Source organism: Mycobacterium sp. ACS4054 (assembly GCF_001667275.1).
Lineage (GTDB): Bacteria > Actinomycetota > Actinomycetes > Mycobacteriales > Mycobacteriaceae > Mycobacterium.
In genome coordinates this window covers 1-19370 of record NZ_LZHV01000025.1, presented here as the reverse complement: position 1 = coordinate 19370, position 19370 = coordinate 1, and the positions used below count along the sequence as shown (strand labels likewise).

The following is a 19370-nucleotide window of genomic DNA, read 5'->3' as shown; positions in this document are numbered from 1 at the left end:
AGTCATGACGTTGCGAGTGGTTCCCGAGGGCCTGGCCGCGACCAGCGCCGCGGTGGAGGCGTTGACGGCGCGGCTGGCGGCCGCGCACGCGGCGGCCGCGCCCGCGATCACCGCGGTGGTGCCGCCGGCCGTGGACCCGGTGTCGCTGCAGACGGCCATCGGGTTCAGCGCCCAGGGGCAGGAGCACGCCGCCGTCGCCGCCCAGGGCGTGGAAGAGCTGGGCCGCGCCGGCGTCGGCGTCGGCGAGGCGGGCGCCAGCTACCTCGCCGGAGACACCGCGGCCGCCGCGACCTATGGGGGCGCCTGACAATGACGGCCCCCGTTGCGCCCCTCTGGATGGCTTCGCCACCCGAGGTGCATTCGGCGTTGCTGAGCGCCGGTCCGGGACCGGGGCCGCTGTTGGCGGCGGCCGGTGCGTGGACCTCGCTGAGCGCCGAATACGCAACGGCGGCAGCAGAACTCACGGGCGTGCTGGCTCAGGCGCAGGCGGGGTGGGAGGGCCCGAGCGCCGAGCAGTACGCCGCCGCGCACGCGCCGTACCTGGCCTGGCTGACCCAGTCCAGCGCCGACAGCGCGGGCGTGGCCGCGCAGCACGAGGTGGTGGCCGCGGCCTACACCGCCGCCCTGACGGCGATGCCGACGCTGGGGGAGCTGGCGGCCAACCACACCGTGCACGGGGTGTTGGTGGCGACGAACTTCTTTGGCATCAACACGATTCCGATCGCGCTGAACGAGGCGGACTACGCGCGGATGTGGGTCCAGGCCGCCACGGTGATGAGCGCCTATCAGGCCACCTCGGGAGCCGCGCTCGCGTCGGCGCCGCGCAGCGCACCGGCGCCGGCCATCGTGCGGCCGGGCGGTGAGGCGGACAACGCCACGGCCAACGCGCTGCAGGGCTCGTCCAATCCGATCTCGGATTTCTTCCGGCAACTGGCCCAGTTCCTGCAGGACTTCTTCCAGAACATCGGCAAGATGTTGCAGGACTTCTGGGCGAACCTGCCCGCGTTGCTCGCGGCCAATGGCCCCCTGCTGTTCTTCGTCGCCTACCAGGTGTTCTTCAACGCCGTCGGCTGGCCGACCTGGGGCGCGATCCTGACCGCGCCCTTCCTGATCCCGCTGCTGCTCGGCATCGGCCTGAGTTCCTTGTTCGCCGCGCCCGCCGAGATCGCGCCCGTCGCGGCCGGGGCCGCGGCGACACCGCTCGTCACGTCGACCAAGCCGGCCTCGCTGCTGCCTGCGGTCGCGCTGGCCCCGACGGTGGCGACTCCCGCTGGCGCCCCGGCCAGTTCGGTCGCCGCGGGCTCGGGTGCGGCCCCCGCGCCGGCGCCGGCGCCGGCGCCGAGCACGCTGGCCTATCTGGTCGCCTACGGCGGGGACCCGGAGACCGGAGTCGGCCCGACGCTGGGCGGACGTGGCGGCGTCAAGGCGCCCGCGGCGACCATCCCGGCGGCCGGGGCGGCGGCGGCCAGCCGGGCCGAGGTGCGGGCGCGACGGCGCCGGCGCGCCGCGATGCGCGACCACGCCGACGAGTTCGCTGACATGGACTCCGACATCGGCGTCCCACCGGACTACGGCGACGACGAGCGGCTGGCCGCGGCGGTGGCATCCGGCGCGGGTGCCGGGCCGCTGGGCTTCGCCGGCACCGCGCGGAAGGAGAACGCCTTCCGCGCGGCCGGACTGACCAAGCTGACCGACGGCGAATTCGGCGACGGCCCAAGGATGCCGATGATGCCCGGCACCTGGGACCACGACGCGGACCAAGACCCGGCGCGCCCGACGAGGCCGAGGGAAGGGGGCTAAGGCAGTCAGCACGATGCTCGTCAGTCAGCGAAACCCCATGAGACCGAGAAGAAAGGAATCACCATGAGCATGTTGGACGCTCATATTCCCCAGTTGGTGGCCGCGCAGTCGGCGTTCGGCGCCAAGGCGGCGTTGATGCGCAGCACCATCAGCCAGGCGGAGCAGGAAGCGATGTCGGCGCAGGCGTTCCACCAGGGCGAGTCCTCGGCCGCCTTCCAGGCCGCGCACGCGCGCTTCGTCGAGGCCGCAGCGCGGGTCAACACCCTGCTGGACATCGCCCAGGCCAACCTCGGCGACGCCGCCGGCACCTATGTGGCCGCCGACGCAGCCGCCGCCTCCGGCTACACCGCCTTCTGATCCCGCCAGACGCCACCCACCGCGAAAGGACTTGTGATGTCCCAGATCATGTACAACTACCCGGCGATGTTAAGCCACGCCGCGGACATGTCCGGCTATGCCGGCACGCTGCAGGGGCTCGGTTCGGACATCGCCAGCGAGCAGGCCACGCTGTCCAACGCCTGGCAGGGCGACACCGGTATGACCTACCAGGCGTGGCAGGCCCAGTGGAACCAGGCGATGGAGAGTCTGGTGCGCGCCTACCAGGCGATGGCCAGCACCCACGAAGCCAACACCACGTCCATGCTCGCCCGCGACCAGGCCGAAGCCGCCAAATGGGGCGGTTAGTCACCAGATAGATGAGTGCTGAACCCAACGCCGTCGAGCTGACGGTCGATCACGCCTGGTTCATCGCCGAAACCATTGGGGCGGGCAGCTTCCCGTGGGTGCTGGCGATCACCTCGCCGTACAGCGATGCCGCGCAACGCCAGGCGTTCCTCGACCGTCAGCGCGCCGAGCTGACCCGGATGGGTCTGGTGTCCGACGGCGGAATCGTCAACCCGGTGGTGGCCGACTGGATCAGGGTGGTGTGCTTCCCGGAGCGCTGGCTCGACCTGCGTTACGTGGGCCCCGCCAAGGACGCGGCCGGCACCGGCGAGTTGCTGCGCGGCATCGTGGCGCAGCGCTCCGCGACCACGGCCAAGACGATCGTGGCGCTGCGCAGCGCGCAGCTGATCACGTTCACGGCCATGGACATCGGCGACCCGCGGGCTCTGGTTCCGGTGCTCGGCGTCGGTCTGGCGCAGCAACCGCCGGCCCGATTCGACGCGTTCAGCATGCCGACCCGGGTCGGTGCGCGGGCCGACGAACGGCTGCGTTCGGGCGCCTCACTGTCCGAAGTCGTTGACTACCTTGGCATTCCGCAGTCGGCGCGCCCGGTGGTGGAGTCGGTGTTCACCGGTCCGCGCAGCTACGTCGAGATCGTCGCCGGCTGCCGTCGCGACGGCCGGCACGCCACCACCGAGGTGGGGATGAGCATCGTCGACGCGGAGGCGGGGCGGGTCCTGGTGAGCCCGTCGCGCGCCTTCGACGGCGAGTGGGTGTCGACGTTCGCCCCCGGCACGCCGTTCGCGATCGCCGTCGCGATCGAACAGCTGATCGGGCTGCTGCCGGAGGCCGAATGGTTCCCCGGCCATCGGTTGGCCAGAGATTTCACCGCGCAATACGCAACCCAATAGAGAAGAGAGCAACGATGTTTCAGGTATGGCCCCAGCGTCCTTCGAGGGTCCGGTGACGTCCGGCGCCGTCATGCCGATCGTCCGCGTGGCAATCCTCGCGGACAGCAGGCTGACGGAAATGGCGTTGCCGGCCGAGTTGCCGCTGCGTGAAATCCTGCCCGCCGTTCAGCGTTTGGTGGTGCCCGCGGCGTCCAACGGCGAGTCCGACGAGCGGGGGGCTGCCGACCTCAGTGGCGCGATCCAACTGAGCCTCGCCCCGATCGGCGGCGCACCGTTCAGCCTGGACGCCAGCCTGGACACCGTCGGGGTGGTGGATGGTGACCTGCTGGCGCTGCAGCCGGTGCCCGTCGGCCAGGCGGCCCCCGGCATCGTCGAGGACATCGCCGACGCGGCCATGATCTTCTCGACCTCGCGGCTGCGGCCTTGGGGCGCAACGCATATCCAGCGCGGCGCGCTCGCCGCGGTGATCGCCGTCGCCCTCCTTCTCACCGGCCTCTCGGTCACCTACCGGGTGGCCACCGGCGCGCTGGCCGGGTTGGTGGCCGTCAGCGCCGTCGCCGCGGTGACCGCGATCGTCGGCCTGCTGGTCGCGGCCCGCTCGCCGCGCACCGGGACGGCGTGCTCGATCGCCGCACTGGCGCCCATCGGCGCCGCCCTGGCGTTGGCGGTGCCGGGACGGTTCGGGCCGGCGCAGATCATGCTCGCCGCGGCCGGCGTCACGGCGTGGTCGCTGATCGCCCTGATGGTGCCCAGCGCCGAACGGGAGCGCGTCGTGGCGCTGTTCACCGCCACCGCGGTGGTGGGCGCCGGGGTGTCGCTGGCGGCGGGCGCCGAGGTGCTCTGGCAGCTGCGCCCGGTCGCCATCGGCTGCGGCCTGATCGTCGCGGCGCTGCTGGTCACCATCGAGGCGGCTCAGCTCTCGGCGCTGTGGGCGCGCTTCCCGCTGCCGGTCATCCCCGCGCCCGGCGACCCCACGCCGTCGGCCCCGTCGTTGCGGGTGCTCGAGGACCTGCCGCGGCGGGTCCGGGTCGGCGACGCACACCAGAACGGATTCATCGCGGCCGCAGTGCTGCTCAGCGTCCTGGGCTCGGTTGCGATCGCGCTGCGCCCCGAGGCGCTCGGCGGCGTCGGCTGGTACGTGGTGGGCGCCACCGCGGCGACGGCCGTGCTGCGCGCCCGGGTGTGGGACTCGGCCGCCTGCAAGGCCTGGCTGCTCACTCAGCCCTACCTGGCCGCCGGCGTCCTGCTGGTGCTCTACACCGCGACCGGACGCTACGCGGCCGCGCTCGGCGCGGCCCTGGTGCTGGTCGCGCTGGCCTCGGTGTGGATTGTCGTGGCGCTCAACCCGCGGATCGCCGAGCCGGATAGCTATTCGCTGCCGGTGCGCCGGCTGGTGGGCTTCGTCGCGGCCGGGCTCGATGCGTCGCTGATCCCGGTGATGGCCTACCTGGTCGGCATCTTCACCTGGATACTCAATCGATGATCCGGTCCGGGTCAGCCTGTCTCGCAGCGGCTTTGGCGGCTGTGCTGTGGACGTGCCCGTCCGCGCTGGCCATCGAAGCGCCGAAGGTCGACCCTGGCGTCCCGCCGCCCAGCGGGAGCCCCGGCCCCGTGCAACCGATGGAGCAGCGCGGCCCGTGCAGCGCCTCCGGGGTGATCCCCGGCAGCGATCCCGCGGCCGTCGCCCCCGGCCAGGCGACGCTGAATCTGCCTGGGGCGTGGCAGTTCTCGCGGGGTGAGGGCCAGCTGGTGGCGGTGCTCGACACCGGGGTTCGGCCCGGCCCGCGGCTGCCGAACGTCGATCCGGGCGGTGACTTCGTCGAGACGACGGATGGCCTGACCGACTGCGACGGCCACGGCACCCTGGTGGCCGGGCTCATCGCCGGGCAACCCGGGGACGACGGGTTCGCCGGCGTGGCGCCCGCCGCGCGGGTCGTGTCGATCAGGACCACGTCGGCCAAGTTCTCGCCCCGGACCCCCGGCGGCGATCCGCTGCTGGCTCGGGCCTCGCTGGACGTCGCGACGCTGGCCCGGGCGATCGTGCACGCGGCCGACCTCGGCGCCCGGGTGATCGACATCTCCACGCTCACTTGCCTGCCCGCCGACCGGCCCGTCGACCAGGCCGCGCTCGGCGCGGCGATTCGCTACGCGGCGGTGGACAAGGACGCGGTGATCGTGGCTGCCGCCGGCAACACCGGGCCGACCGGGGCGGTCGCCGGCGGAACGTCGTGCGAGTCCAACCCGCTCACCGACCTCAGCCGCCCCGACGACCCGCGCAACTGGGCCGGCGTCACCTCGCTGTCCATCCCGTCCATGTGGCAGCCCTACGTGCTGTCGGTGGCCGCGCTGACGTCGGACGGCCAGCCGGCGAAATTCACCATGGCCGGGCCGTGGGTGGGCGTCGCGGCGCCCGGGGAGCGCATCGTGTCGATCAGCAACGCCGACGGCGGCGGACTGGCCAACGGGCTGCCCGACGAACACCAGCAACAGATCGCGCTGAGCGGCACCAGCTATGCGGCCGGTTATGTGGCCGGCGTCGCGGCGCTGGTGCGCAGCAAGTACCCGGAGCTGAACGCCACCCAGGTCGTGCACCGCATCACCGCGACCGCGCGGGGCGGCGCCCGGGCGCCGTCGAACGTCGTCGGCACCGGCAGCGTTGACCCGGTCGCGGCGCTGACCTGGCAGCTGCCCCCCGCCAATCAGCCTCCCGCCGCGCCGGTCAAGCCGGTCGCCGCCCCGCCGGCGCCGGCACCCAAGGACACCACCCCGCGGACCGTCGCGCTGGCCGGAACCGCCGCGCTCGCTGTGCTTGTCGCAGTCGCGGGCGGCATCGCCGCCACCGCCACCCGCCGACGAAAGGACCCCACCCCGTGAGCCTGCAGCGCTGGATACCCACCCCTGGAGCCGGGCGCATCACGCTGGCGCTGCTGGCCGTCGTGCCCGCGTTGATGGCGTACCCCTGGCGGTCGCCGCGCGATTACTGGCTGCTGGGCATCGCCGCGGCCGTCGTGATCGTGCTCTTCGGCTGCTGGCGCGGCTCGTATTTCACCACGCTGCTGCGCCGCCGGGTGGCGATGATGGGGCGCGGCGAGGCGACCGCTCCCGAATCCGGCACCGCGACAACGGCGCTGCTGCGGGTCGGGGGGCCGGACGGCCCCGCCGACGTGCTGCCGCTGCCCTTGATCGCCCGTTACCTGGACCGCTACGGCATCTGCGCGGACAAGATCCGAATCACCAGCCGCGACAACGCATCCGATGCGTCGAGGCGGGAAACGTGGATCGGGCTCACGATATCGGCCACCGACAACCTCGCGGCGCTGCGGGCGCGCTCGGCGCGCATCCCGTTGCACGAGACCGCGCAGGTGGCGGCGCGCCGGCTCGCCGACCATCTGAGGGAGCTCGGCTGGGACGTCAACGGCGTGGCAGCCGACGACGTCCCGCGGCTGCTCACCTCCAACCCGCGCGAACGCTGGGCCGGGGTGCAACGCGGCGCGTCGGATTACCTTGCGGCATACCGGATCCAGGTGGACGGCGAGCTGGCCGAGACGCTCGAGGCGATCCGGACGCATCCGGCGCGGGAAACGTGCACCGCGGTGGAGTTCGCCGGTGACGGCACGCACATCACCGTCGCGGCCGCGTGCGCTTTCCTCACCGATACGGCACCCGAGCGGACCGCGCCGCTGCCGGGGCTGACCCCGCAGCACGGCAATCACCGGCCGGCCCTGTCGGCTTTGGACCTGTTGTCGACTCGGCGCCTCGACGGGCACACCGAAGCGCCGGCGGGCTTGCTGGCCGAGCTGGACTGGCCGCCGCTGGCGACACCGGCGCCGGTCGCCGAACCGGCTAGAACATGACCGTCTGCAGGAACGCGGTCATCCGGCGCAGGTAGTCCAGCTGGCTGACGTGCAGGACGTGGCTGCCCGGAAACCAGTGCAGCGCACAGCGATCCCAGTGCTCCCACAGCTTGAGGGCGTGATCCGGCGGCGCCATGCGATCGCCGAGCCCGGTGATGATCATCCGCCGGTTCTTGTCCAGCAGCGGCCGATAGGTCAGCGGGCAGTGGTAGGACAGCCCGTCCGCTAACTCCGCGCGGCTGATGTGCGACAGGCGCAGCCCCAGCCGCACGAGTCGGTTGGCCGGAAACCATTCGTCGAACAACGTGGCCGGCGTGACAACGGGACAGTTCGGGATGACCGCCTCGAGCCGGTCGTCGACCGAGGCCACCAGGGCCGAGGTGTATCCGCCCAGCGAGATGCCGGTCAACGCGATGCGGTCGACGCCGGTGCCGCGCAGATAGTCGATGACGGACCGGAAGTCGTGCACGGCCTGGGCCATCGCCTCGGCGAAACCGCTCAGGCCGCCGGCGAAATAGCCGAAACCGCTGAAGGGCGAATATCTTTCGGCCCGCTTGCCGTGAAAAGGCAAGGTGTACAGCAAAACGTCGTAGCCGGACCGGTAATACCACGGCAGCGTGAAGAACCGGCCGTTGGCCAGATACGACGACCCCATGAAGCCGTGGATGACGCACAGCGTGGGACGCGGCCCGTCGTCGTGGCGCCAGTGCTGCGCGCGCACGATGTTGTTGGCCTTCCAGGCGCCCCACTGCCCGCGCATCGCGGGATTGATGGCCGTGAAGCCGCTGTCGAACGCGATGTTTTCCACCGTGCCGCCCGCGGCCCACTCGGTCAGTGGGCTCGCCGGCCGCGACGAAACCCGCGGCGACTCGGCCGGTGCGGGAAACGACTTCGCCGGATCGCGTTGCGCCGCCAGCTCGGCGTAGAAGTTCAGGTTGGCCCGCTCGGCGCGCGCGGCGGAGTGCCGCAGCGAGGCGGCGAGCACGGCCGGCGCCACCGTCGCGGTGAGCAGCGATGACACCCAGGTGCGCAGGGCGAGGTCGCCGATGGCCGAGCCCTCGATTACCATGCGCTGGCGGGGGGACAACGCGGAATTCGGGGGTAATCCGTCGACGTCGACGGGCACGTCCGCGCCCTGCAAGGCGGCGGGAATGTCCGGGACGAAGATGGGCGGATCAGTCGAAGTGTCGGGCGCCACGAACCCCGATGCTAACGGCCCGGCGCGGCCCCCGGGGCCAGTTGGGCGGCGCCGGGGTGGCGTGCGGTAATACGGTTGGTCTATCTCCCCGACTAGCGGCGGCGCGTTGATCAGGAGGACCGACATGTGGGATCCCGATGTCTACCTGGCCTTTGCCGACCACCGCAGCCGGCCCTTCTACGACCTGCTGTCCCGGGTGGGCACCGAGCGGGCCCGGCGGGTCGTCGACCTCGGTTGTGGGCCCGGGCATCTGACCAAGTACCTGTCCCGGCGCTGGCCGGACGCGGTGATCGAGGCGATGGACACCTCACCGGAGATGGTCGCCGCCGCGAAGGAACGCGGCATCGACGCGGTGATCGGCGATCTGCGGGACTGGAAGCCCAAGCCCGACACCGACGTCGTGGTCAGCAACGCGGCCCTGCACTGGGTGCCCGACCACGCCGACCTGCTGGTCCGGTGGGCGGACGAGCTTGCGGCCGGGTCGTGGATCGCCGTCCAGATCCCCGGCAACTTCGAGACGCCGTCGCACGCCACGGTGCGGACCCTGGCCCGCCGCGAGCCCTACGCGAAAGTCATGCGGGACATACCATTTCGGGTTGGCGCCGTGGTACAGCCGCCGATACAGTACGCCAATCTGCTGCTGGACGCCGGGTGCCGGGTCGACGTGTGGGAGACCACCTACCTGCACCAGCTGACCGGTGAGAACCCGGTGCTGGAGTGGATCACCGGGACGGCGCTGGTTCCGGTGCGGGAGCGGCTCAGCGCCGAGGACTGGGAGCGGTTCCGCGAGGAGCTCATCCCGCTGCTGGACGACGCGTACCCGCCCCGGGCCGACGGCACGACGATCTTCCCGTTCCGGCGGGTGTTCATCGTCGCCGAGGTCGGCGGTTCCCGGCGCTCGCCCGGCTAGCCGCTGGCTTCCTTCTCGATGCCGCGGTCGGCCGCGAGCGCCGACCGGGCGGTCGGCTTGACCCGGTGGATCTGCAGATACGTCTCGGTGTAACGCGCCGAGATCCGGGTGCCGGCGAACTCCGACGGGATCACGTCGCCGGTGCGTTGCCGCCAATCATGAAGGCGCACAGCCAAATCGGCGGCCACTTCGTCGGCGTCGGCATCGTCACCGGCCAGCAGGTTGGTGGTCTCGGTGGGGTCGGCGCGTAGGTCGTAGAGCTCGCGCTGCGGGCGCGGGGCGGTGATGAACGGCGCCACCGCCGCCCCGGACGGGCTTTCCTCGATGTCCAACGGCAGGTCGAGCAGCGGCCGCGGCGCGTAATTCTCGATGTAGCTGTATTCCTTGGTGCGAATCGCCCGGATCGGATCGAACGAGTCGTGATAGGTCTTCGTGGTGTACACGTGGTCCCTGACCGGCACGGTGTGCGGGTCCGGCGCGAGCAGCGCGCGGGCGTGCGAAACCCCGTCGATCTCGGCCGGCACGTCGAGACCCAGCAGCTCGAGCAGCGTCGGCAGCAGGTCCACGCCGCTGAACAGTTCGTCGTACACGGTTGGGGTGAACGCCCGGCCGGTGGGGGGCCGGATGATCATGCCGATGCCGGTTCCCGCGTCGTAGAGCGTGGACTTGGCGCGGGGGAACGCCGGGCCGTGGTCGGTGAAGAACACCACCCAGGTGCTGGCGTCCAACCCCGTTTCGGCCAGCGTGTCCAGTAACCGGCCGACGGCGGCGTCGGCCGTCGCGATCGAGCCGTAGAAGCTGGCGAGGTCGCCGCGTACGTCGGGGGTGTCGGGTAGGTAGTCGGGCGGGTCGACCCCGGCGGGGTCCGCGGGCTCGTAGCGGTCCCGCGGATACGGCCGGTGGGTCTCGAAGAAACCCGCGGTCAACAGGAACGGTTGACCCGCGAGGTCTTCGGTGCCCTCGCGCAGCCATTGGCTGGCCCTGTCCACCACGTATTCGCAGTACGAGTTCGACACGTCGAACTCGTCGAAGCCCAGCCGCTGCGGATAGGACGTCTCGTGCTGCATGCCGAAAAGCGCGCAGTACCAACCGGCTTCGGTCATCATCTGGGGCAGCGTGCGCACGCCGTTGCGGTATTCCCAGCCGTGGTGGGCCAGCCCGATCAGGCCATTGGTCTGCGGGTAGCGGCCGGTGAACAGCGATCCGCGCGACGGCGAGCACAGCGGTGCCGTGGCGTGCGCCCGGGTGAACAGGATGCCCTCGGCGGCAAGGCGGTCTAGCCGGGGGCTGCAGACGTCCGGGTGGCCGTAGACGCCGAGATAGCGGCCCAGGTCGTGCCAGTGCACGATCAGCACGTTGTCTTTGTTGCCCGCTGCGTCGTCCGGCGCCAATTGCGTCACCTCGTTAACTTGCCTCGCGACCGGCGACGATACCGCAGCTACTTGGGGGAAGCCTGGATGCGCTCACTCCAGCGGTTCTCGCACACGAACTCCGACAGCGGGCGGGCGACGGCCCAGCCGTCCAGTTCCAGCGCCGGGCGCTCGGGAAATTCGGGCACCGGACCCAGGCACAGAACGGCCACCGGCTCCGCCCCGGCGGGCATCGCAAGCAGGGCCGCCAGCCGGTGCGGATCGAACAGCGAAACCCAGCCCATGCCAAGGCCTTCGGCGCGTGCGGCCAGCCACAGGTTCTGGATCGCGCACGACACCGACGCGAGGTCCATCTGCGGCAGCGTCCGGCGGCCGAACACGTGTTTTTCGCGGTCGTCGCCCAGCGCCACCACCAGCAACTCGGCGCAGTCCAGGATGCCTTCGACTTTCAGGGCGAGAAACTCGTCGGCCCGCTCGCCCAGGGCGGCGGCGGTGAGCGGGCGTTCCTCGTCGACGAGCGCGTGGATGCGCCGCCGCAGCGCGTCGTCGGTGATCCGGATGAACCGCCACGGCTGCATCAGGCCGACGCTGGGCGCTGCGTGGGCGGCCTGCAGCAGGCGGGCCAGCACGTCCTCACCGACCACGCCGCCGGGCGAGAACCGGCGCATGTCGCGGCGGGAGAAGATCGCCCGATAGACGCCCCGCCGCTCCTGCGGGCTGAAGGGCTCGTCGGTCACGGGAGTCATCGTAGGGAATCGGGGCTAGCGTGAACCCTGACCGGGCGAACACCCGAAGAAAGGAGTGTTCCGTGAAGCCCTTCGACCTACTCGACCGGCTGCCCACCGACGGGGCCGCCGGCCGCGTGTACGGCGAGCCCTATCAGACACCGGACGGCGCCACCGTGATCCCCGTGGTCAAACCTCTGGGCGTCTTCGTCATCCGCAACGGCGAGGCGTCCTGGAAGCCCGCCCTGGACGGCAACCGCATCGCGCTGATCGGAGTGATCACCGGCCTGCTGGCGGCCGTGATCGGCAGCCTGGCGGTGCTGCGGCAGCCGCCGTGGCCGCGGATGACGATCACGGACTATAGGTAACGCCGACCGCGCGGAACACGTACTCGGGGGGCATGTCGAAGGCCAGCGATCGCCGCGGCAGCCCGCCCAGCACGTCGTCGCCGATGGCCACCTTGTAGTGCAGCGACAGCTCACCGCTGAACTTCGGGTCGACGCGGGCGACGTCCACATCGACCTGCAGGCCGGTGGACGATATCTCCACCCGCGCCCCGCCGGTCTCCGGCGCGTCCCAGCGGACGTCGACCGTCGGGCCCGCGAGCCGGGGCAGCATCGACAGCGTGGCCAGCACCCGCTCGTCGGTGAACACCAGCGAACCCGTGTAGCTGGCGACGCTGTGCGGCAATCGGACGCCGGGGATGGCGCCGCGGAACCGCCTGGTGACCGGGACGAAGTCGGCGAGATAGCGCAGGCCCTCCGCCTCCACCTGTGCGTGCACGTCGTCGGGCAGCTTGCCGATGCCGAACAACCTGCGAACGAATACGGCCATGACGCCAGTATGGACCGGGTCAGGAGACGGCGTGGTCAGGCCGCTCGACGCTTCGCGCGGCCCGGCTGGTATCGGTGGGGTATGACCCGACCGCGGGCCGTTGCGGCCGTCTGCATCGCCCTGGCGGTCTACGCCCTCATGTGGGTGGGGTACGCGCAGCAGTGGCACTGGGTGCAGCGCGGAGACTCGTCGCTGCTGGACGCCGCGCGTACCGGCGCGGTCGACCACTCGTGGTGGGTGCGACTCTGGGCGGACGTCTCGTTCGCGCTGGGCCCGGTCCCGCTGCGGGTGCTGGGCACGGTGGCCGCGGTGGTCGCCCTGGCGCTGCGCCGGGTGCGCGCGGGGCTGCTGCTGCTGGCCTGCGCGCCGCTCAGCGGGCTGGTGACGGTGGCGGCGAAGGCGATGGCGGACCGGCCGCGGCCGTCGACCATGCTGGTGGCCGCGGCCGAGACGTCGTTTCCGTCCGGGCACGCGCTGGAGGTGACGGCCGCGTTGCTCGCCGCGCTGAGCCTGGCGTTGCCGGCGATCCGCGGGGCGGTGCGCGGTGTCGCGGTCGCGGTGGTCGCGCTGATCGCGGTGGCGGCGGGGATTTCCCGGGTGGCGCTGAACGTGCACTACCCGTCCGACGTGTTGGCCGGCTGGGCGCTGGGCTACCTGTATTTCCTGTTGTGTATCACGGTGATTCGGCCCCCGACCGCGGCGTTCTCCCGAAGACCGTGTGACACCGAGGATTTGGTCACGGCGCAGTGACCTAACCGGGTCGAAAGCTTTACTTGACCCCGCGCCCCGCGGGTTCGACGATTGAGGTCATGCGCCGACTGCTCGCTTCGCTGTTCGCTTCGGCGTGCGCGTTTCTCGTGGCGCTGGCCCTGGCGCCGGTCGGCGGCGCGGCCGGGGCCCCCTGGTTCGCGAACGCGGTCGGCGATGCCACGCAAGTGGTTTCGGTGATGAGCACCGGCGGGTCGAACGCGACCATGGACATCTACCAGCGCACCGCCGCCGGCTGGCAGGCGCTGCGGACCGGCATCCCCACCCACGTCGGTTCGGCGGGCATGGCGCCCCAGGCCAAGAGCGGGGTGCCGGCCACCCCGATGGGCGTCTACACCCTGGACTCCGCCTTCGGCACCGCGCCCAACCCCGGCACCGGCCTGCCCTACACCCAGGTGGGGCCGAACCACTGGTGGAGCGGCGACGACCACAGCCCGACCTTCAACTCCATGCAGGTGTGCCAGAAGGCGCAGTGCCCGTTCAACACCGCCGACAGCGAAAACCTGCAAATCCCGCAGTACAAGCACGCGGTCGTGATGGGCGTGAACAAGAACAAGACCCCGGGCGGCGGCGCGGCGTTCTTCTTCCACACCACCGACGGGAAACCCACCGAGGGCTGCGTCGCCGTCGACGACGCTCAGCTGGTGTCGATCATGAAATGGCTGCGGCCCGGCGCGGTGATCGCGATCACCAAGTAGCGCCTCAGGTGGCCAGCGCGCGCCCGGGCTTGAGCGCGAAGTTCATGCCCTCCAACGACATTGTGGCGTCGTAGGTCCGGTCGTACCCGGTCCCCGCGATCTTCCAGCCGGCATCGGTGCGCCGGTAGGTGTCGCGGTAGAAGGCGGCGCCGATCAGCATGAAGTTCAGGTCGGCGACGATCACCCGGTCCTGCAAATACCAACTGCCCGTTGCGGTGTCGCCGTCGACGACGATGTCGGGGTGGGTCACCCGGTGCTCGGTGATGACGTTGGCGGGCAGCGACGTGCGCATGTACTCGACCAGGTCGTCGCGGTTGGTGAAGTGCAACTCGTTGCCGAGCGACGGGCCGTAGTCGGCCTTGATGTCCTCGGCGAGGGTGTCGGCGAAGTCGTCCCAGTGCTTGGTGTCCAGCGCGCGCAGGTACCGGTACTTGACCTGCTTGATGGCTTCGATGTCGGCGAGATCGTGAGGGGTCATCAGGTCATTGCAGCACACGGGTGACCATGTCGATCAGGGCCCGCCGCTCCAGGCTCCAGTCGATCGCGGTCCCGGTGACCATCTGCACCAACACCACGCCCCGCAAGGTGGCCCAGATGACCTCGGCCACACCGGCATTCGCCGGATCGTCGGTGATCAGCCGCCCCAACTGGCCGATGGCGTCGTTAATTTCCAGCAGGTGCCGGCGCGGCGACTCGCCCGGCCCGCCGCGGGTGGCGCGCAGAATCTCGAACGCCGCCATCGACGTAGGGCTGCTGTAGCAGGCCCACGCGGTGTCGACCACCACCTCGATGCGCTCCCGTAGGGGCAACTCGCTGACGTCGGCCGACGACAGGCTGTCGATCAGCCGGTCCACCCCGTCGTCCACGACGGCCATCAACAGGCCGTTGCGATCGCCGAAGTGATACTGGATCACCCCCCACGTCACGCCCGCGCGCTCGGCCACGTGTTTGGCGGTCGCCGCGGCGAATCCTTCCTCGGTGATGCAGCGGACGGTCTCGTCGATGATCCGCGCGCGGGTGTCGTCACCGCGCTTGCGCGGCGAGGTGGTGCGCCGGGTGGGGCCAACCGAGCCACCGGCTTGACCTGCGACAATTGACATTGTTGACTTTATAACATAGCTGAGTCTATTTTTGGCCGGTGAGCCGATACGCGCGGTTGACCCGCGAGCAGCTGGCCGTGCTGGTCCCCGAACTGCTGCTGATCGGGCAGCTGATCGACCGCTCGGGCATGGCCTGGTGCATCAGCGCGTTCGGCCGCGAGGAGATGGTGCAGATCGCCATCGAGGAATGGGCGGGCGCCAGCCCCATCTACACCCGGCGCATGCAGCGGGCGCTCAACTTCGAGGGCAACGACGTGCCGACCATCTTCAAGGGGTTGCAGCTCGACATCGGCGCGCCACCGCAATTCATGGACTTCCGCTACACCGTCCACGACAAGTGGCACGGCGAGTTCCAGCTCGACCACTGCGGCGCGCTGCTCGACGTCGAGCCGATGGGGGAGAAGTACGTCTTCGGGATGTGCCACACCATCGAGGATCCGACGTTCGACGCCACCGCGGTGGCAACCAACGCGCGCGCCCAGGTGCGCCCCATCCACCGGCCGCCGCGGACGCCCAAGGATCGCCAACCACATTGCGCGTGGACCGTGATCATCGACGAGTCCTACCCCGAGGCCCAAAGCATTCCCGCGCTGGACATCGTGCGCCAAACCCGCGCCGCGACATGGGAACTCGAGCCGATCGACCGCTCCGACGAGGGCAACGCGGACTACTCCGGACCGTTGCTGTCCGACTTCGACTTCGCCGGCTTCTCGCATTCGGCGCTGGTCCGGATGGCCGACGAGGTCTGCCTGCAGATGCATCTGCTCTACCTGTCGTTCGCCATCGCGGTGACCGCGCGCGCCGCCGACGACGCCCAGGCCGTGACGGTGTGCACCCAGGGCCTGACCGGCATCGCGGGCGTGGCCGCCGAACGCATTCACCGGGCGCTGAAGCTGCCGGGTGGTGTCCAGGGGGTGCTCGAGGTGCTCGAACTGCACCCGCTGCTCAACCCCGCCGGCTACGTCCGCGCGGAGACGGCCGACCGGCTCGTGGTGCACCGCTCACCCGCCCACGACGACGCCGCCTGGATCGCCCTGTGCTCACCCGAATCCGTGCAGCCGCTGCAGGCGATCGCCACCGCAGTCGACCCGCACCTCGAGGTCCGGGTCAGCGGCACGAACACCGACTGGACCGCCGAACTGGTCGAAACCGACACCGCGGCTGCCGAACTGCCCGAGGTGTCGGTAACGAAAGTCAGTGGCGGAGCGACATTCCAGTTTGAACCCAGGCGATCGTTGCCGCTGACCGTGGTGTAAGCACCGGCGCGGATTTGTCAAGGGGCCTGCGGTACCGCTTCGGTGACGAGGTGGCATCGACCGGATACCGATGACGTTGCAAGCCATCGGTTTTGGGCGTGTCCGCGGCTATGGTTAACGCTGGCCACCGACCCCTATAGACGAAAGTTTTCGCTCTATGTACGACCCACTCGGGTTGTCGATCGGGACCACGAACCTGGTCGCCGCGCGTAACGAAAGCCCACCGGTAACCCGGCGGTCGGTGCTGACCCTATATCCGCACTGCGCGCCGAAAGTTGGTGTGCCCGAAGAGACTTCGTATCCGGCGGAGCCGGGCGTGATGATGCGGGGTTTCGTCGAGCGCATCGGCGACTCGGTGGCGCTGGTGTCGGCCGACGGGTCCGCGCATGACCCCGAGCTGCTCACGGTGGAGGCACTCGACGGGATGGTCCGCGCCGCCGGCGCAGACGCCTCTTCTTCGGACATCTCGATCGCCGTGCCCGCCTACTGGAAACCCGTTACGGTGCAGGCGCTGCGCGACGGATTGCGAACGCATCTGGGATTCGTGCGCAGCGGCATGGCGCCGCGGCTGGTCTCCGACGCGATCGCGTCGTTGACCGCGGTCAAGTCCGAGCTCGGCCTGCCCGACGACGGCGTGGTGGGGCTGCTCGATTTCGGCGGCGGCGGCACGTCGGCCACGTTGGTCAACGTCGCGGGCGATTTCGAACTGGTCAGCGCGACAATGCGTTACGCGGCCCTGTCCGGGGACGAGATCGACCAGGAGCTGTTACTGCGGGTGTTCGAGGAGCTGGGACGCGGAAGCGGCATCGACCCGGGCAGCACGGCCGCCGTGGGGCAGCTCGGCGAGCTGCGGGAGCAATGCCGGTTGGCCAAGGAGCGGCTGTCCACCGACGCGGTTGCCGAGATCACGGCCGAACTCGGCGAGCGCCGGTGCAGCCTCACGCTCAGGCGAGACGACCTCGAAGACCTGATGACCGACCGGCTGACCGGCTTCATCTACGCGCTGGACGACATGCTGGTGCGCTACCGCAAGGGCTGGACGGACCTCGCGGCCGTGGTGGCCGTCGGCGGGGGCGCCCACATTCCGCTTGTCGCCGAACGGCTTTCGGTGCACGGACGCACGCCGGTCCTGACGCCCGCGCAGCCCGCCCTCGCGGCGGCGTGCGGCGCGTTACAGCTGGCCGCCCGCGGGGACGAGCTGAGCCTGCGCACGCGGACGTCGATCGGCCTGCTCGCGTCCGCGCACGCCACCGGCGACGTCGTCGACCTCGGGGCGGGCGACGTGCTGGTGATCGACGACGAGGCGATGACCGATCGCGAGCTGGCGTGGTCGCAGACCGAATACCCCGGCGACCTGCGCGTGCGGTTCGGCGGCGAAACCTACGACGAAGACGGCCCGTCGGGCTGGTCGATGCGGTTGAACGTGATCGACCCGGCCCCGGACCGGCCGTGGCGCCGCCTTCGGTTGTCGCAGTTGATCATCGGGATGTCCGCGCTGGTGGCCATGACGGCGATCGGCGGTGTCGCCTACACGCTGACCGGCATCGAGAACCGTCAGGCCCCGCCGGCGCCCAGCGTCGCGCCCCGGCCCGCCCCGCCGGCCAGCCCGCTGGTTCCGCGCACCGTCGCGCCGCCACCCCCGACGGCCGTGCCGGTCGCGCCCAGCGCCGCGCCGGTGCCCAGCCCGGCGCCGCCGCCGCCCGAACCGCCGCCGTCGCCACCACCGGCACCGCCGCCGGTGGTGGTCACCACGCAGGCGCCGCCCGTGTACACCCCGCGGCACACCGCGCCGCCGGTGACCCAGGCGCCGACCACGACGGCCATGACGACGCCCCCGCCGCCGCCGACCACGACCGAGAGCGAGCCGCCCCCGCCGTCGACGACGACGACCACCAGCACGACGGTGCCGATGACCACCCAGTGGATCCACGTGCCGCTGTTGCCGGTGCCCATACCGGTCCAGGTTCCGCAGACGCAGGCCCCGCAGGCGCCGGCCCCGCAGTACACCCCGTATCCGCAGTACCCGCAGTATCCGCAGAACTCGCAGAACCCCTTCCTGAGTCCGGGCTACTAGCCGCGAGGCCCCGCTGCCGAGCGCGTCCGCGCCCGCGCGGGTAGCGTGGGATTCGCCCCGTCGGGCGGGGTTTATCCGGTGTTGCCTCATGGGGGGCCGGAACAAGTCAGCGAGCAAATCAGCGGACTGTGGAGGCATGCGTGGACATCGTGCTGGGGGTTTCGTTGGCCCCCGAGACGGTCCGCCTGGTGGTCATCGAGGGCCAGAACGCCGACGGCGTCACCGTCGAACAGGACGAGTTCGAAGTCGCCGCCGGCGCGGACCCGGGGGCGGCCGGTGCGGTCGAGCAAGTGCTGGCGGCGATCGATGGCACCCGCGAAGGCGCGCTCGCCGGCGGCTACCACCTGGAGTCGACCGGCGTGACCTGGACGGACGCCGCCGGCGTCGGCGCGCTGCGGGACGCGATGGCCCGCCAGGGCATGGGCGGCGTGATGCTGGTGTCCCCGCTGCTGGCCGCGGCCGCGCTGGCCCAGACGTTCGGCGCCGCGCTCGACTACGCACGCATCGCGATGTTGTTCGTCGAGCCGGCGGCGGCGACGCTGGCCGTGGTCGACGTCGCCGACGGTTCGATCGTCGACCTGCACCGCCAGCAGCTGGCAGCGCCCCAGCGTTCGATCGCCGCCGAGTTGGCGGCGATGATCACCGGCCTCACCGAGCGGGGGACGCGCGCGGACGGCGTCTTCCTGGTCGGCTGCGGCACGGACATCGTCCCGGTCAAACCCGCGCTCGAGGCGGCGAGTCCGCTCGAGGTGACGGCGCCGGAGGAGCCGGAGATGGCGCTGGCCCGCGGGGCGGCGCTGGCGTCGGCGAACGCGCCGCTGTTCGCCTCCTCCACGGCGGCCCTGGCCTACGCGCTGGACCCGGGCACCGGGGAGATGAGTCCCCGCGCGGTGGCGCCGACCTACCTCGACGTCTGGGGCAACGCGGACGCCGGTGTGCTGGCCTACAGCGCCGTCGGCGACGAGGACGAGGTCGTCCCCCGCAGGCGCCGGCCGATGTTCCTCGCCGGAAGCGCGCTGGCCGCGATCGCCGCCGCCGTCGCCGGGGTGGTGCTGTTTCAGCTGACCCCCGACCGGCCCGACTCCCATGGGCAGCGGCCCCGGGTCAGCGTCGCCAGCAGCCCCGCGGTGCAGGATTCGGCCGTCGCGATCCGGCGGCCGGCCCGCGCCCTCGCGACCAAATCGTCCACCGTGGAACCGTCTTCGGAGA

General features: G+C 71.1%; 20 protein-coding genes and 1 pseudogene. 14 read left to right on the top strand and 7 right to left on the bottom strand.

Features of this window, described 5'->3' with window-relative positions:
* The first annotated feature begins 4 nt into the window (after positions 1-4).
* From A5730_RS05040 to eccE, 8 genes are all read left to right on the top strand, one after another.
* Entirely contained in the window at positions 5-307 is a 303-nt protein-coding gene (locus A5730_RS05040; RefSeq protein ID WP_067818592.1) for a PE family protein, read from the top strand.
* Between the two features lie 2 nt (positions 308-309).
* Positions 310-1800, top strand: coding sequence for a PPE family protein (locus A5730_RS05035; RefSeq protein WP_067896490.1), 1491 nt, complete (start codon positions 310-312; stop codon positions 1798-1800).
* A 63-nt stretch (positions 1801-1863) separates the two neighbouring features.
* Positions 1864-2157: a type VII secretion system protein EsxG gene (esxG, locus tag A5730_RS05030; RefSeq protein WP_055404724.1), complete on the top strand. Its 294-nt coding sequence runs from the start codon at positions 1864-1866 to the stop codon at positions 2155-2157.
* Positions 2158-2193: 36 nt separating this feature from the next.
* Complete coding sequence (locus tag A5730_RS05025; RefSeq protein WP_055404733.1) at positions 2194-2484, top strand: WXG100 family type VII secretion target; 291 nt, start codon at positions 2194-2196, stop codon at positions 2482-2484.
* 11 nt (positions 2485-2495) lie between these two features.
* A complete protein-coding gene (locus A5730_RS05020; RefSeq protein ID WP_067896488.1) occupies positions 2496-3374 on the top strand; it encodes an ESX secretion-associated protein EspG in 879 nt (292 codons plus the stop codon).
* A gap of 25 nt (positions 3375-3399) precedes the next feature.
* The gene (gene eccD / locus A5730_RS05015; protein ID WP_156745690.1) at positions 3400-4857 is read left to right on the top strand and encodes a type VII secretion integral membrane protein EccD; all 1458 of its coding nucleotides are present in this window, start codon (positions 3400-3402) and stop codon (positions 4855-4857) included.
* Positions 4854-6248 carry a type VII secretion-associated serine protease mycosin gene (gene mycP / locus A5730_RS05010; RefSeq protein ID WP_067896482.1) on the top strand — a complete coding sequence of 465 codons (1395 nt, stop codon included), beginning with the start codon at positions 4854-4856 and terminating at the stop codon, positions 6246-6248. Before eccD ends, mycP begins: the two co-directional genes overlap by 4 nt.
* A complete protein-coding gene (gene eccE, locus A5730_RS05005; RefSeq protein WP_067896480.1) occupies positions 6245-7228 on the top strand; it encodes a type VII secretion protein EccE in 984 nt (327 codons plus the stop codon). The genes mycP and eccE overlap by 4 nt, the downstream gene beginning before the upstream one ends.
* On the opposite strand, the gene A5730_RS05000 is transcribed toward eccE, so the two are convergent.
* Complete coding sequence (locus A5730_RS05000; RefSeq protein WP_067896477.1) at positions 7218-8426, bottom strand: S9 family peptidase; 1209 nt, start codon at positions 8424-8426, stop codon at positions 7218-7220. The two genes, eccE and A5730_RS05000, sit on opposite strands and share 11 nt — an antisense overlap.
* A gap of 124 nt (positions 8427-8550) precedes the next feature.
* On the opposite strand from A5730_RS05000, the gene A5730_RS04995 reads away from it, so the two are divergent.
* Positions 8551-9336, top strand: coding sequence for a trans-aconitate 2-methyltransferase (locus tag A5730_RS04995; protein ID WP_067896474.1), 786 nt, complete (start codon positions 8551-8553; stop codon positions 9334-9336).
* Here the strand turns inward: A5730_RS04995 and A5730_RS04990 are convergent.
* Together A5730_RS04990 and bluB are read right to left on the bottom strand one after the other, a co-directional pair.
* A complete protein-coding gene (locus tag A5730_RS04990; protein WP_067896471.1) occupies positions 9333-10736 on the bottom strand; it encodes a sulfatase in 1404 nt (467 codons plus the stop codon). The genes A5730_RS04995 and A5730_RS04990 overlap by 4 nt on opposite strands.
* A 38-nt stretch (positions 10737-10774) precedes the next feature.
* On the bottom strand, positions 10775-11452 hold the full coding sequence (gene bluB, locus A5730_RS04985; protein WP_067896468.1) for a 5,6-dimethylbenzimidazole synthase: 678 nt from the start codon (positions 11450-11452) through the stop codon (positions 10775-10777).
* A gap of 62 nt (positions 11453-11514) precedes the next feature.
* Between bluB and A5730_RS04980 the strand changes: the two genes are divergently transcribed.
* Complete coding sequence (locus A5730_RS04980) at positions 11515-11799, top strand: hypothetical protein (RefSeq protein WP_067896465.1); 285 nt, start codon at positions 11515-11517, stop codon at positions 11797-11799.
* Here the strand turns inward: A5730_RS04980 and A5730_RS04975 are convergent.
* Positions 11783-12265 (bottom strand): hypothetical protein, encoded by a 483-nt coding sequence (locus A5730_RS04975; protein WP_067896463.1) that lies wholly within the window; start codon positions 12263-12265, stop codon positions 11783-11785. The genes A5730_RS04980 and A5730_RS04975 overlap by 17 nt on opposite strands.
* Before the next feature lie 81 nt (positions 12266-12346).
* Here A5730_RS04975 and A5730_RS04970 point away from each other — a divergent pair, with 81 nt between their 5' ends.
* Together A5730_RS04970 and A5730_RS04965 are read left to right on the top strand one after the other, a co-directional pair.
* Complete coding sequence (locus A5730_RS04970) at positions 12347-13015, top strand: phosphatase PAP2 family protein (protein ID WP_067896459.1); 669 nt, start codon at positions 12347-12349, stop codon at positions 13013-13015.
* Between the two features lie 59 nt (positions 13016-13074).
* Entirely contained in the window at positions 13075-13731 is a 657-nt protein-coding gene (locus A5730_RS04965) for a L,D-transpeptidase (RefSeq protein WP_067896455.1), read from the top strand.
* A gap of 4 nt (positions 13732-13735) precedes the next feature.
* On the opposite strand, the gene A5730_RS04960 is transcribed toward A5730_RS04965, so the two are convergent.
* Positions 13736-14209: a nuclear transport factor 2 family protein gene (locus A5730_RS04960; RefSeq protein WP_197281337.1), complete on the bottom strand. Its 474-nt coding sequence runs from the start codon at positions 14207-14209 to the stop codon at positions 13736-13738.
* A 4-nt stretch (positions 14210-14213) separates the two neighbouring features.
* Positions 14214-14831, bottom strand: a complete 618-nt coding sequence (locus A5730_RS04955) for a TetR/AcrR family transcriptional regulator (RefSeq protein WP_067896450.1) — start codon at positions 14829-14831, stop codon at positions 14214-14216.
* A 38-nt stretch (positions 14832-14869) separates the two neighbouring features.
* Here A5730_RS04955 and A5730_RS04950 point away from each other — a divergent pair, with 38 nt between their 5' ends.
* Entirely contained in the window at positions 14870-16087 is a 1218-nt protein-coding gene (locus tag A5730_RS04950) for a hypothetical protein (RefSeq protein ID WP_067896447.1), read from the top strand.
* 157 nt (positions 16088-16244) lie between these two features.
* Entirely contained in the window at positions 16245-18161 is a 1917-nt protein-coding gene (locus A5730_RS04945) for an Hsp70 family protein (RefSeq protein ID WP_067896444.1), read from the top strand.
* 1111 nt (positions 18162-19272) lie between these two features.
* Here A5730_RS04945 and A5730_RS25085 read toward each other — a convergent pair.
* A pseudogene (locus tag A5730_RS25085) lies at positions 19273-19370 on the bottom strand (hypothetical protein); the annotation flags it as partial.

Excerpts from the sequence above, each read along its gene's own strand:
- A5730_RS04945 (WP_067896444.1), top strand. The coding sequence starts at position 16,245 with ATGTACGACCCACTCGGGTTGTCGATCGGGACCACGAACCTGGTCGCC.
- bluB (WP_067896468.1), bottom strand. The coding sequence starts at position 11,452 with ATGACTCCCGTGACCGACGAGCCCTTCAGCCCGCAGGAGCGGCGGGGC.
- A5730_RS04965 (WP_067896455.1), top strand. The coding sequence starts at position 13,075 with ATGCGCCGACTGCTCGCTTCGCTGTTCGCTTCGGCGTGCGCGTTTCTC.
- A5730_RS04975 (WP_067896463.1), bottom strand. The coding sequence starts at position 12,265 with ATGGCCGTATTCGTTCGCAGGTTGTTCGGCATCGGCAAGCTGCCCGAC.
- A5730_RS04955 (WP_067896450.1), bottom strand. The coding sequence starts at position 14,831 with ATGTCAATTGTCGCAGGTCAAGCCGGTGGCTCGGTTGGCCCCACCCGG.
- A5730_RS05020 (WP_067896488.1), top strand. The coding sequence starts at position 2,496 with ATGAGTGCTGAACCCAACGCCGTCGAGCTGACGGTCGATCACGCCTGG.
- esxG (WP_055404724.1), top strand. The coding sequence starts at position 1,864 with ATGAGCATGTTGGACGCTCATATTCCCCAGTTGGTGGCCGCGCAGTCG.
- A5730_RS05025 (WP_055404733.1), top strand. The coding sequence starts at position 2,194 with ATGTCCCAGATCATGTACAACTACCCGGCGATGTTAAGCCACGCCGCG.
- A5730_RS05040 (WP_067818592.1), top strand. The coding sequence starts at position 5 with ATGACGTTGCGAGTGGTTCCCGAGGGCCTGGCCGCGACCAGCGCCGCG.
- eccD (WP_156745690.1), top strand. The coding sequence starts at position 3,400 with ATGGCCCCAGCGTCCTTCGAGGGTCCGGTGACGTCCGGCGCCGTCATG.
- A5730_RS04995 (WP_067896474.1), top strand. The coding sequence starts at position 8,551 with ATGTGGGATCCCGATGTCTACCTGGCCTTTGCCGACCACCGCAGCCGG.
- mycP (WP_067896482.1), top strand. The coding sequence starts at position 4,854 with ATGATCCGGTCCGGGTCAGCCTGTCTCGCAGCGGCTTTGGCGGCTGTG.
- A5730_RS04960 (WP_197281337.1), bottom strand. The coding sequence starts at position 14,209 with ATGACCCCTCACGATCTCGCCGACATCGAAGCCATCAAGCAGGTCAAG.
- A5730_RS05035 (WP_067896490.1), top strand. The coding sequence starts at position 310 with ATGACGGCCCCCGTTGCGCCCCTCTGGATGGCTTCGCCACCCGAGGTG.
- A5730_RS04970 (WP_067896459.1), top strand. The coding sequence starts at position 12,347 with ATGACCCGACCGCGGGCCGTTGCGGCCGTCTGCATCGCCCTGGCGGTC.